The organism is Curvibacter delicatus NBRC 14919, assembly GCF_001592265.1.
In the GTDB taxonomy this organism is placed as follows: Bacteria; Pseudomonadota; Gammaproteobacteria; order Burkholderiales; family Burkholderiaceae_C; genus Hylemonella; species Hylemonella delicata.
On record NZ_BCWP01000008.1, the window covers coordinates 14,130 to 27,232 of the forward strand.

The 13,103-nt window shown below is 65.0% G+C and carries 9 protein-coding genes; all 9 read left to right on the forward strand.

Translation table 11 applies throughout. From position 1 onward, the window contains the following. Positions 1 to 43: 43 nt before the first annotated feature. A complete protein-coding gene (locus CDE01S_RS05595; RefSeq protein ID WP_169802242.1) occupies positions 44 to 862 on the forward strand; it encodes a substrate-binding domain-containing protein in 819 nt (272 codons plus the stop codon). Positions 863 to 872: 10 nt separating this feature from the next. After that, complete coding sequence (locus CDE01S_RS05600; RefSeq protein ID WP_066704822.1) at positions 873 to 3,071, forward strand: EAL domain-containing protein; 2,199 nt, start codon at positions 873 to 875, stop codon at positions 3,069 to 3,071. Between the two features lie 48 nt (positions 3,072 to 3,119). Continuing rightward, positions 3,120 to 3,764 (forward strand): ANTAR domain-containing response regulator, encoded by a 645-nt coding sequence (locus CDE01S_RS05605; RefSeq protein ID WP_066704824.1) that lies wholly within the window; start codon positions 3,120 to 3,122, stop codon positions 3,762 to 3,764. Positions 3,765 to 4,069: 305 nt separating this feature from the next. Beyond that, positions 4,070 to 5,314, forward strand: coding sequence for a CmpA/NrtA family ABC transporter substrate-binding protein (locus tag CDE01S_RS05610; RefSeq protein WP_066704826.1), 1,245 nt, complete (start codon positions 4,070 to 4,072; stop codon positions 5,312 to 5,314). A gap of 12 nt (positions 5,315 to 5,326) precedes the next feature. After that, positions 5,327 to 6,280, forward strand: coding sequence for a nitrate ABC transporter permease (gene ntrB, locus CDE01S_RS05615; RefSeq protein WP_084382754.1), 954 nt, complete (start codon positions 5,327 to 5,329; stop codon positions 6,278 to 6,280). Between the two features lie 108 nt (positions 6,281 to 6,388). Further along, positions 6,389 to 7,225, forward strand: a complete 837-nt coding sequence (locus tag CDE01S_RS05620; RefSeq protein WP_066704828.1) for an ABC transporter ATP-binding protein — start codon at positions 6,389 to 6,391, stop codon at positions 7,223 to 7,225. Between the two features lie 2 nt (positions 7,226 to 7,227). After that, entirely contained in the window at positions 7,228 to 9,693 is a 2,466-nt protein-coding gene (gene nirB, locus CDE01S_RS05625) for a nitrite reductase large subunit NirB (protein ID WP_066704830.1), read from the forward strand. A gap of 150 nt (positions 9,694 to 9,843) precedes the next feature. Then, positions 9,844 to 10,230, forward strand: a complete 387-nt coding sequence (gene nirD / locus CDE01S_RS05630) for a nitrite reductase small subunit NirD (RefSeq protein WP_066704832.1) — start codon at positions 9,844 to 9,846, stop codon at positions 10,228 to 10,230. Continuing rightward, entirely contained in the window at positions 10,227 to 13,091 is a 2,865-nt protein-coding gene (locus tag CDE01S_RS05635) for a nitrate reductase (protein ID WP_066704833.1), read from the forward strand. The genes nirD and CDE01S_RS05635 overlap by 4 nt, the downstream gene beginning before the upstream one ends. Positions 13,092 to 13,103: the final 12 nt, after the last annotated feature.

Sequence of the window (13,103 nt, forward strand, 5' to 3'; positions counted from 1 at the left end):
AGTTTCGGGACGTTGGTCCTGTTCTCGAAGGAAATCCATGCATTTGAGACTCAAAAATGCTGCTCGGGTGTGGCTCACATCACTGGGTGCCTGCGTCGTCATGATTGGGACGGCCACGGCGACGGAAATCAAGATCGGCGGCACCGGCAATGCGCTGGGCACCATGCAACTGCTGGGCGACGCCTACAGCCGGAAATACCCGGACGTGAAAGTCACCGTCTTGCGCAGCCTTGGCAGCAGCGGCGCGCTGCTGGGCGTGCCCCAGCGGGCCATCGACATCGGCCTGAGTTCCCGCACGCTGACCGAGGAAGAGCGCAGCAAAGGCCTCGTCGCCACCGAGTACGCGCGCACGCCAACCGTACTGGCGGTCTCCCCAAAAACCAAGGTCACCGGTCTCACCCGTGAGCAGTTGGCCGACATCTACACCGGTAAGCTGGCCCAATGGCCGGACCGCATCACGATTCGCCCGGTTCTGCGGCAACCGGGCGACGACAACACACGTCAGCTCAGAGCCCTGTCACCGGCCATCGAGCAGGCCCTCACTGTTGCCGAAAAGCGACCGGGCCTGCCCTATGCCATGACGGACCAGGAAGCAGCCGACAAGATCGAAAGCGTGCCCGGCGCCATCGGCGTCTCCACCCTGGCATTGATCCTGTCCGAGGGGCGTCAGATGCGCAGCCTGTCCCTGGATGGCGTGGAGCCGACGGTGCACAACGGCGCCAGTGGCCGCTACCCCATGGCCAAGCATTTCTTTTTCATCACGCAGTCGACGCCGTCGCCGGCGGTCCAGCAGTTCATCTCGTTCGTCCGATCACCCGCCGGCCGGGACATCCTGACGCAAACAGGCCACTGGCTGCCCTGAGCAGCGCCGCATGCAGGCCCGCTCAGATCGCATCGCGCGCGTCATCACCCGTCTGGCGGTTGGTGTCGCGGTGCTGGCGGTCATCAGCGCGCCCCTGGGCTACAGCCTCACCGTACTGAGAGATGTCAACCGCGAGCTTGAGTTCAAAGCCAAAGTCAAGGCCACCGCCCTGAGCGGCCTGATTGCCGAAAACCCCGATGCCTGGATGTTCGCGAAGAACCGGCTGGAAGGCCTGATCACACGGGAGCCGGTGCCACTGGCCGGCGAACAGGTTGAAGTTTTCGACAGCGTCGACCAGTTGATCCATCGCAGCGGCCTGCCACCGGCTGCCCCCACCCTGACCCAAAGTTATCCGCTGTATGACGCCGGGCACGTGGTGGGCCGGCTCGATGTGCGCGCCTCGCTGCGCGGCCTGGTCCACGGCGCCGTCTATGCCACCGTGTACGGCATGCTGCTCGGCGCACTGGTTTTCCTCATCGTGCGCACCCTGCCCTTGCGGGCCTTGCGACGCATCCTGAAGGAGCTGTACGACGAGAAGGAGCGGACCGAGACCACGCTGCAGGCCATCAGTGACGCCGTGATCCGGACCGATGCGCAGGGCCGCATCCGCTACGTGAACCTGACCGCCCAAAACATGCTCGGCATCACGCTGGCACAGGTTGACGGACAGGCGATCGCGGCGGTAGTGCGCCTGCGGGACGACAAGACCCACGATCCATTGGACGACCCGCTGGCACAGGCAATGGCGAAACAGGCCGTGATTGCCGGCCAGGGCCGCAGTGAGCTGTGCCGACCGGACCAGTCCGTCGTGGCGGTCGAGGAATATGCGGCACCGATCTTTGATGAGATGGGTGTGATCACCGGTGGCGTGCTGGTGCTGCGCGACGTCAGCCTGACCCGCGCCTTCACCGAACAACGCGCCTGGGAGGCGACCCACGACGCCTTGACTGGGCTCTTCAACCGGCGTGAGTTTGAAAGCCGTGTCAAAGCCGCCTTGTTGGGCGTGCAGGCGTCCGGCGAAAACCATGTCATCTGCTTTCTGGATCTGGACGCCTTCAAGGTGATCAACGACACCGGCGGCCACACGGCGGGCGACCAGTTCCTGATCCAGCTCGCCCATCTGCTGCGCTCGTGCGTGCGGGACTCGGATACGCTGGCCCGGCTGGGCGGCGATGAATTCGGCGTGCTGCTGCATGGCTGCGAGATCGATCACGCCAAGCGGATTGCCGCCGACCTGCTGGCGGCCATCAAGGATTTCCGCATGACCTGGGAGTCCAAGGTGTTTTCGGTCGGCGTCAGCATCGGCCTGACCGTGATCAGCCCCGAGCACCTGAGTGCCGAGGAGGTGATCGGCGAAGCGGACAGCGCCTGCTACTGGGCCAAGGACCAGGGGCGCAACCGGATTCGTGTTTTCCTGCACACCGACAAGCAACTGGCCCAACGACGGGTTCAGTCGGATTGGGTGGCCCGCATCCGCGAGGCCTTTGACCTGGACCGCTTTGTGCTGTACCAGCAGACCTACCTGAACCTGAGCCCGGCGGCAGGCGAAAACGCGCACCTCGAGGTGCTGCTGCGCATGGAAGACGGCCATGGCGGCTTCATCGAACCCGAGGGTTTCCTGAATGCGGCCGAGCGGTACAACCTGATGCCCGAGATCGACCGCTGGGTCATCCGTCAGGTGTTCAGCCACTACCGCCAGCTGGTCGACGCGCGGAATGGTGGGCCCCTGACCTGCTGCATCAACCTGTCGGGTTCGTCGATCAATACCGAGGGCTTTTTCGACTTCATCCGGCAACAGATCGAGCGCTACCAGCCGGGTGCCGGCACCATCTGTTTCGAGCTGACGGAAAACGTCGCCATCAACAACCTGCAAGCCACGGAACAGTTCATCCGGCAATGCAAGTCGATCGGCATTGAATTTGCGCTGGACGATTTCGGCATCGGCAACAGCTCGCTGGGTTATCTGAAAAACCTGTCGGTCGACTACCTGAAGATCGACGGCGGTTTCATCCGCAACATCGAGCGCGACAAGATCGATCTGGCCCTGGCGGAAACCGTCAACCGCATCGGCCATATCCTGGGCAAGAAGACCGTTGCCGAGCATGTGGAGAACGATGCCATCCTCGACATCCTGCGGGCGATGGGCATCGACTACGCCCAAGGCAACGGCGTCTGCCCGCCCAGCCCCCTGCTGGCCCGGATCGCCTGAAGGATGCCGCGCGAATACCCCGGCGCGATTCTTGCAAGAAAATGCATCATGCATGAACCCTTGCGCATAGTCGTGGTGGCCCCAGATCTGGCCGTGAGCGACCCGAATGACGACGATGCCATCGCCCAGGCCGAGCGCTCGCGCAGCCTGCGCATCGGCCTGCTGGAAAGCGGCTTCAACCTGGTGGCTACCCTGCCGGCCGACGTGTTTCTGGCCGATCGCCTGGCGCAACTGCAACCCGACATGGTGATCGTCGACGCCGAAAGCGACGCGCGCGATGCGCTGGAGCACGTGGTGATGGCCACGCGCGAGGCGCCGCGCCCGATCGTCATGTTCACCAACGACAGCGATACCTCGCATGTGCGCGAGGCGGTGGCCGCAGGCGTGACGGCCTATGTGGTGGCCGGCCTGTCGCCCGAACGCATCCGCCCCATTCTGGATGTGGCGCTGGTGCGCTTCCAGCACGAACAGGCGCTGCACCAGGCGCTGGCCGAGACACGCAGCGAGCTGGACGAACTCAGCACCGAGCTGAAGGAGCGCAAGCTGATCGACCGTGCCAAGGGCCTGCTGATGCAGCGCCAGGGCCTGAGCGAAGCGGACGCTTACGCCAAGCTGCGCAAGACGGCCATGGACAAGGGCCTGAAACTGGCCGAGGTGGCGCAGCGCATGCTGGACGTGGCCGACCTGCTGTGACTGTTTTGGTGCGCCGCACAAAATCGGTGCGACTGCAGCAAATCAAGACAAAACAGCATCAACCCCTTGTGAACATTGCGCTACCAGCTATCAAATCAATAGCAATCAAGCGCATTCAAATGCTGGCACGCCCCTTGCATAAGAAGACACAAGACCACTAACGGTCTGCCGGCAGCCCCATCCAACGGCGGATGAGGCGGCCGACAAAGGACAAAGGCGTCCCCACCGGTAGGCACCGTCGTCATGACGTGCCCACCGCGTGAGGACGCCTTTTTTGTTTTCTTCGTCGACTCTAGGAGCTAGTGATGCCTGATCTTCTGAACGCCAAACTCAGCCGCCGCGCCGTGCTGCAGACCGCCGCCGTGGGTGCTGTCGGCATCGATCCCGCCCTGCGCGCCGCCGTCTATGCCGCCGGCTCCGATGCCCCCGAGAAGAAGGAAGTGAAGATCGGCTTCATTCCGCTGACCGACTGCGCCAGCGTGGTGATGGCCTCGGTGCTGGGCATCGACCTGAAGTACGGCGTGAAGATCATCCCGAGCAAGGAAGCCAGCTGGGCCGGCGTGCGCGACAAGCTGGTCAACGGCGAACTTGACTTCGCCCACGTGCTCTACGGCCTGGTGTACGGCGTGCACCTGGGCATCAGCGGCCCGAAGAAGGACATGGCCGTGCTCATGACCCTGAACAACAACGGCCAGGCCATCACGCTGAGCAAGAAGCTGGCCGACAAGGGCGCCGTCAACGGTGCCGGCCTGGCCAAGCTGATGGCGAGCGAGAAACGCGAATACACCTTCGCCCAGACCTTCCCCACCGGCACCCACGCCATGTGGCTGTACTACTGGCTGGCGGCCAACGGCATCAACCCGATGAAGGACGCCAAGGTCATCACCGTGCCGCCGCCGCAGATGGTGGCCAACATGCGCGTGGGCAATATGGACGGCTTCTGCGTCGGCGAGCCCTGGAACCACCGCGCCATCATCGACGGCATCGGCGTCACCGCCACCACCACGCAGGACATCTGGAAGGACCACCCGGAGAAGGTGCTGGGCACCACGGGCGACTTCGTCAAGAAGTACCCCAACACCGCGCGTGCGGTGACGGCGGCCATCATCGAAGCCGGCAAGTGGATCGACGCCAGCCTGTCGAACAAGAACAAGATGGCCGAGACGATTGCCGACAAGAGCTACGTCAACACCGGCGTCGACGCCATCAACCAGCGCATCCTGGGCCGCTACCAGGACGGCATGGGCAAGACCTGGGACGACCCCAACTACATGAAGTTCTACAACGACGGTGCGGTGAACTTCCCCTACCTGAGCGACGGCATGTGGTTCCTGACCCAGCACAAGCGCTGGGGACTGCTGAAGGACCACCCGGACTACCTGGGTGTGGCCAAGCAGATCAACCAGATCGATCTCTACAAGCAGGCCGCCACCGCCGCCAAGGCGCCGGTGCCGAAGGACGTCATGCGCTCTTCCAAGTTCATGGACGGCGTGGTCTGGGACGGCAAGGACCCGAAGAAATACGCCGACAGCTTCAAAGTCAAGGTCTGAGAGGAATCCATCATGGTCAGTGCCGTGTTTCATACCCCGGTGGAGCGAACCCCGCTTGGCTGCGTCGCGCTCCACCCCTCGAACGCTACAGAAAACGTAGCGCCTGCCGCACACCCCACCAGGGCCAGGGTTGCAAAACCCTCTGACCCCCCGGTGCCTGCCGCCGTGCAGGCCATGGGCTACGACTGGCGCGGCCTGGCCTTGCGTGTGATCCCCCCTGTGCTGGGCCTGGCCTTGCTGATCGGCATCTGGGCGCTGGTGACGCTCAGCAGCGGCAGCGGCATTCCCAGCCCGACCGAGACCTTCAAGCAGGCGCTGGATGTCTTCAGCGATCCGTTCTACCGCAAGGGTCCGAACGACCAGGGCGTGGGCTGGAACGTGCTGATGTCGCTGGAGCGTGTTGCCTTGGGCTTCGGCCTGGCAGCCGTGGTCGGCATCCCGGCGGGTTTCCTGATCGGGCGCTTCGAGTTCCTGAGCCGTATGTTCAACCCGCTCATCAGCCTGCTGCGTCCGGTTTCGCCGCTGGCCTGGCTGCCGATCGGCCTGATGGTGTTCAAGGGCGCCAACCCGGCCGCCATCTGGACCATCTTCATCTGCTCGATCTGGCCCATGGTCATCAACACCGCGGTCGGCGTGCAGCGCGTGCCGCAGGACTACATGAACGTGGCGCGCGTGCTCAAGCTGTCGGAATGGAAGATCGCCACCAAGATCCTGTTCCCCGCCGTGCTGCCCTACATGCTGACCGGTGTGCGGCTGGCGGTGGGCACCGCCTGGCTGGTGATCGTGGCGGCCGAGATGCTGACCGGCGGCGTGGGCATCGGCTTCTGGGTCTGGGACGAGTGGAACAACCTCAACGTCAAGAACATCATCATCGCCATCTTCGTGATCGGCATCGTCGGCCTGCTGCTCGAGTACGCCCTGATCAAGCTCGCCAGCGCCTTTACGTTCGAAGAGGTGAAGACTTAACCCACCCCTGAGCCGCGCCCAAGGGCGCGTCACCCCCTCAAGGGGGCGCCACCAGTGGTCCGGCAAAGCCGGTTCCACGGTGGCTCCCGGAAAGAAAAGGAGAACGTCATGAATGCATCCCACACATCCAAGTTCATCGAGGTCCAGGGCGTCGAGCAGACCTTCAAGACCAAGAAGGGCCTGTTCCCCGCGCTGCGCGACATCAACCTGACGATTGCCAAGGGCGAGTTCGTGGCGCTGATCGGCCATTCGGGCTGCGGCAAGTCCACGCTGCTCAACCTGATTGCCGGCCTCACCACCCCCACCGCCGGCACCCTGCTGTGCGGCAACCGCGAGATCGCCGGCCCTGGCCCCGACCGTGCGGTGGTGTTCCAGAACCATTCGCTGCTGCCCTGGCTGACCTGCTTCGAAAACGTCTACCTGGCGGTGGAACGGGTCTTCGGCGCCGCCAGCAAAAGCACCGGCGCCCCAGCCGAAAGCAAGGCCCAGCTCAAGGCCCGTACCGACGCGGCCCTTGAACTGGTGGGCCTGACCGCCGCGGCGCAGAAACGCCCGGGCGAGATCTCCGGCGGTATGAAACAGCGCGTCGGTATCGCCCGCGCCCTCTCCATGGAGCCGCAAGTGCTGCTGATGGACGAGCCCTTTGGCGCCCTGGACGCACTGACGCGCGCCAAACTGCAGGACGAACTGCTGGAGATCGTGGCGCGCACCAAGAGCACGGTGGTGATGGTGACGCACGACGTGGATGAGGCGGTACTGCTGTCCGACAAGATTGTGATGATGACCAACGGCCCGGCCGCCACCATTGGCGAGGTGCTGGCCGTGGACCTGCCGCGCCCGCGCAACCGGGTGCAGTTGGCCGAGGACCCGCGTTACATCAACTGCCGCAAGGCGGTGATCGACTTCCTCTACACCCGGCAAGCCCACGTAGAAAAGGTGGCGTGATCATGGACATGAGCGTCAACCCCAAAAACAAGATGAAGCTGGTGATGATCGGCAACGGCATGGCCGGCGTGCGCTCGCTCGAAGAGCTGCTGAAGATCGCACCCGACCTGTACGACATCACCGTCTTCGGTGCCGAGCCGCACCCCAACTACAACCGCATCCTGCTGTCGCCGGTGCTGGCCGGTGAGCAGAAGCTGGAGGACATCATCCTCAACGACTGGGCCTGGTACCAGGACAACGGCATCACCCTGCATGCCGGCTGGACCGTGACCGAGGTCGACCGCGTCAAGCGTCTGGTGCACGCGAAAAACGCCGCCGGTGAAACGATCAGTGCGCCCTACGACCGCCTGATCATGGCCACTGGCTCCAACCCCTTCATCCTGCCCATCCCGGGCAAGGACTTGGCTGGCGTGCTGGCCTACCGCGACATTGCTGACACGCAGGCCATGATCGACGCCGCTGCCAGCTACAAGCATGCGGTGGTGATCGGCGGCGGCCTGCTGGGCCTGGAGGCTGCCAACGGCCTGATGAAACGCGGCATGAGCGTGACCGTGGTGCATGTCTCGCCCTGGCTGATGGAGCGCCAGCTCGACGACGTGGCCGGCCGGCTGCTGCAGAAGTCGCTGGAAGAACGCGGCATGAAGTTCCTGATCGGCGCACAGACACAGGAGCTGGTCGGTGGCGAAAAAGGCCGCGTCAAGGCCGTGAAGTTCAAGGACGGCAGCGAGGTGCCGGCCGACCTGGTGGTGATGGCGGTGGGCATCCGCCCCAACACGGCACTGGCCGAGTCCATGGGCCTGCACGTCAACCGCGGCATTGTGGTGAGCGACACGCTGCAGACCACCACCGACGCGCGCATCTATGCGGTGGGCGAATGCGCGGCGCACCGCGGCATTGCCTACGGCCTGGTGGCGCCGCTGTTCGAGCAGGGCAAGGTGCTGGCCAACCACCTAGCGCAGTTCGGCATCGGCCGCTACACCGGCTCGCTGACCTCGACCAAGCTCAAGGTCACCGGCATCGACCTGTTTTCTGCCGGCCAGTTCATGGGCGGTGACGACACCGAAGAGATCGTGATGAGCGACCCGGCCGGCGGCGTCTACAAAAAGCTGGTGCTGAAGGACGACAAGCTGGTCGGCGCCTGCCTGTACGGCGACACGGTGGACGGCAGCTGGTACTTCAAGCTGCTGCGCGACGGCCGCCCGGTGGCCGACATCCGCGACAAGCTGATGTTCGGCGAATCGAACATCGGCGACGCCGGCCACGAAGGCCACAGCAAGGCAGCCGCCATGGCCGACACGGACGAGGTGTGCGGCTGCAACGGCGTCACCAAGGGCACCATCTGCAAGGCCATCAAGGAAAAAGGCCTGTTCACGCTGGATGAAGTGCGCAAGCACACCAAGGCCAGCGCCTCCTGCGGCTCCTGCACCGGGCTGGTGGAGCAGATCCTGATGTTCACCGCCGGCGGCGACTACTCGGCCACACCCAAGACCAAGGCCATGTGCGGCTGCACCGAGCACGGCCATCAGGCGGTGCGTGATGCGATCCGTGAACACAAGCTGCTGACCATTGCCGACGTCTTCAAGTTCATGGCGTGGAAGACACCCAATGGTTGTGCCTCCTGCCGCCCGGCCGTGAACTACTACCTGATCAGCACCTGGCCCAAGGAAGCCAAGGACGATCCGCAAAGCCGTTACATCAACGAACGCAGCCACGCCAACATCCAGAAGGACGGCACCTACAGCGTGATCCCGCGCATGTGGGGCGGCGAGACCACGGCCGACGAGCTGCGCCGTATTGCCGATGCGGTGGACAAGTACCAGATCCCGACCGTCAAGGTGACCGGCGGCCAGCGCATCGACCTGCTGGGCGTGAAGAAGGAAGACCTGCAGGCGGTGTGGCGCGACATCGGCATGCCCAGTGGCCACGCCTACGCCAAGGCGCTGCGCACGGTGAAGACCTGCGTGGGCAGCGAGTGGTGCCGCATGGGCACGCAGGACAGCACGCAGATGGGCAAGGACCTGGAGCGCGCCATGTGGCGCATGTACGCGCCGCACAAGGTGAAGTTCGCGGTGTCGGGTTGCCCGCGCAACTGCGCCGAGGCCGGCATCAAGGACGTCGGCATCATCGGCGTCGATTCCGGCTGGGAGATGCACATCGCCGGCAACGGCGGCATCAAGACCGAGGTGGCGCACTTCTTCACCAAGCTCAAGACCGCGGAAGAAGTGCTGGAGTACACCGGCGCCTTCATGCAGCTCTACCGCGAAGAGGGCTGGTACCTGGAGCGCACGGTGCACTACGTGAACCGCGTCGGCCTGGACTATGTGAAAAAGAAGATCCTCGACGACCACGAGGGCCGCAAGGCGCTGTGGGAGCGGCTGCAGTTCGCACTCGACGGCGAGCCTGATCCCTGGTTCGAATTCGACAAAGCCACGGTCGACACGCGCCAGTTCGAAAAACTTTCAGCGTGAGGAGAAACACCCCCGAAGCGGCTGTCGCCGCCTCCCCCTCAAGGGGGCAACGCCAGTGGCCCGGCAAAGCCGGTTCCACGGCGTTCCCCGCCTGGAACAGTTCGTGCGTAGCAGTTCGCTCATTGCAGGCGCACAGAAAAGGAGAGAGTCATGAGTGAATGGAAAACCATCTGCCGCGTGGAAGACATCCCGGTGCTGGGTTCGCGCCGTGTGGCGCGCCCGCAGGGCATGGACGTGGCGGTGTTCCGCAACGACCAAGACCAGGTCTTTGCCCTGCTCGACCGCTGCCCGCACAAGGGCGGCCCGCTGAGCCAGGGCATCGTGTTCGGCACCCATGTGGCCTGCCCGCTGCACAACTGGACCATCGGCCTCGACACCGGCTGCGCCAGGGCACCCGATGAAGGCAGTACACCACGTTTTGCCGTGCAGGTAACCGACGGTGTGGTGCAGCTCGATGCACAGGAACTCGCTACGCTGGCGATCGACGTCCAGCCCCCGGTGGCCGGACCGTGCCAGAGAAAGACCGCCTGCGCATGAGCCCTGGCGCCGTCAAGGAGACCAAATCAACCTGCCCCTACTGTGGGGTAGGTTGTGGTGTCATCATCGAGTCGCGGGGTGACCAGATCACCGGCGTGCGCGGCGACCCGGCGCACCCGGCCAACTTCGGCCGCCTGTGCTCGAAAGGTTCGACACTGCACCTGACCGCCAGCCCTGAGATCACGCAGCAGGTCCGGCTGCTGCAGCCGATGCAACGCCTGCAGCGCGACGCGGCGCCGCAACCCATCCACTGGAACGATGCGCTCGATCTTGCCAGCACGCGCTTTGCCGACATCATCCGCGAGCACGGCCCCGACGCAGTGGGCTTCTACGTCAGCGGCCAGCTGCTGACCGAGGACTACTACGTCTTCAACAAGCTGGCCAAGGGTCTGATCGGCAGCAACAACATCGACACTAACTCGCGCCTGTGCATGAGCAGCGCGGTGGCGGGCTATAAGCAGACGCTGGGCGCCGACGCGCCGCCGGCCTGCTACGACGATGTGAACCACGCCGACTGCCTGTTCATCGTCGGCTCGAATGCGGCCTGGGCGCACCCCATCCTGTTTCGCCGCATCGAGGAAGCCAAGCGCAACAACCCGAATCTCAAGATCATCGTCGCCGACCCGCGCCGCACCGACACCGCCGGCAGCGCCGATCTCTACCTGCCCATCCAGCCCGGCACCGACGTGGCGCTGTTCAACGGCCTGCTCTACATCATGCTGTGGGAAGGCTGGCTCGACAGCAGCTATATCGCCGCCCACACCAGCGGCTTCGAGACCCTCAAGACCACGCTGCAGGACTACACGCCTTACCTGGTAGCGCAGACCTGCGGCATCGACAAGCAGACGCTGTACGAAGCGGCGCGGCTGTTTGCCACCGGTGCCAGCGGCGACCCGCAACGGCGGGGTGCCACGCTCAGCCTGTATTGCCAGGGCCTGAACCAATCCAGCAGCGGCACCGCCAAAAACGCCGCGCTGATCAACCTGCACCTCGCCGCCGGCCAGATCGGCAAGCCCGGCGCCGGCCCCTTTTCGCTCACCGGCCAGCCCAATGCCATGGGCGGGCGCGAGGTCGGCGGCCTGGCCAATCTGCTGAGCGCCCACCGTGATCTGGCCAACCCGCAGCACCGCGCCGAAGTCGCCGCGCTGTGGGGCGTGCCCTCGGTGCCGGAAAAACCGGGCAAGACCGCGGTCGAGATGTTCCAAGCCGCGGCCGACGGCGAGATCAAGGCCTTGTGGATTGCCTGCACCAACCCGGCCCACTCCATGCCCGACCAGGCCACCGTGCGCCGCGCCCTGCAGCGCGCCGAGTTCGTGGTGGTGCAGGAAGCCTTTGCCACCCCTGCCACCTGCGACTTTGCCGACCTGCTGCTGCCCGCCACGACCTGGGGTGAAAAAGACGGCACCGTCACCAACAGCGAACGCCGCATCTCGCGCGTGCGCGCGGCCGTGCCGGCCCCGGGCCAGGCACGTCACGACTGGCAGATCGTCGTGGACTTCGCGCGCCGCCTGCAGGCGCGCGGCATCGGCCCGCGCAACGAACTCTTTGCTTACGCAACGCCCGAGTCGGTCTGGAACGAACACCGCGCCTCCACGCGCGGCCGCGACCTCGACATCACCGGCCTGAGCTACACGTTGCTCGAAGCAGCACCCCAGCAATGGCCGTGTCCTGCAGACACGGCCCAAGGCCACAAGACGAACGGTAACGCGACCGCGTTGCCGGCCCTCGGCCGGCAACTTGGCAAGGCGCGCCTGTACGAAGACGGTGTCTTCCCCACACCGGACGGCCGCGCCCGTTTTGCCAACACCGTCTACAGAGAAGTGGCCGAGCCGCGCGAGTCACGTTACCCGTTCTCGCTCACCACCGGCCGCCTGCGCGACCACTGGCACGGCATGAGCCGCACCGGCACCTTGGGCCGGCTGTTCGGCCACGTGGCCGAACCCAGCGTGCAGATGAATGCGCAGGACATGACGCGCCGCGGCCTGGCCGAAGGTGATCTGGTGCACGTGACCAGCAAACGCGGCTCCATCGTGGTGCCACTGCAGGCCAGCGCGGAAGTGGCCGCCGGCCAGGCCTTCATGGCCATGCACTGGGGACCGGAGTACCTGAGCGGCCAAAGCAGCACCGGCCAACCGCTGGCCGGCGTCAACGCGCTCACCACCTCGGCCTTCTGCCCCGATGCCAAACAGCCCGAACTCAAGCACGCGGCGGTCAAGATCCTCAAGGCCGAGCTGCCCTGGACGCTGCTGGCCATGGCTTGGTTGCCGGCCGACAGCGCGCTGCGCACACGCGAAGCGCTGCGCCGCCTGATGCTGCGTTTTCCTTTTGCCAGCTGTGTGCCGTTCGGGCGCGACCGCACGGGTGTGCTGCTGCGCGCTGCCGCGCATGAAGCCCCGCCGGCTGAGCTGCTGGCTGAGGTGGAAGCCTTGCTGGATCTGAACGATGCCAGCGTGCTGCACTACGCCGACCCCAAGCGCGGCCAGCGTCGTGCCGTGCGACTGCAGCGTTCGGCGGAGCAGGCCACCGTGGAAGGTTTTCTGCTGGCCGGCGACACGCGTGCCGAGGCCTGGCTCAAGACCCTGCTGCAGGACGAACTGCCGGCCCAGGCTTTTGGCCGTGCGCTGCTTCAAGGCAGTGCCACCGCCCCGGTGGCGCTGGCGCCGCGCAGCCGCCAAGTCTGCACCTGCTTCAACGTCAGCGAAAGCGCGATCCATACGCAACTGGCGCACTGCGGCGGCAGCGACAGCGAGCGGCTGACCCAGCTACAACAGGCGCTGCGTTGTGGCACCAACTGTGGCTCCTGCGTGCCCGAGCTGCAGCGCCTGGTGCGCGCCTCTATGCCCTTGCAACAGGCGGCTTGAACTGGGCATGGC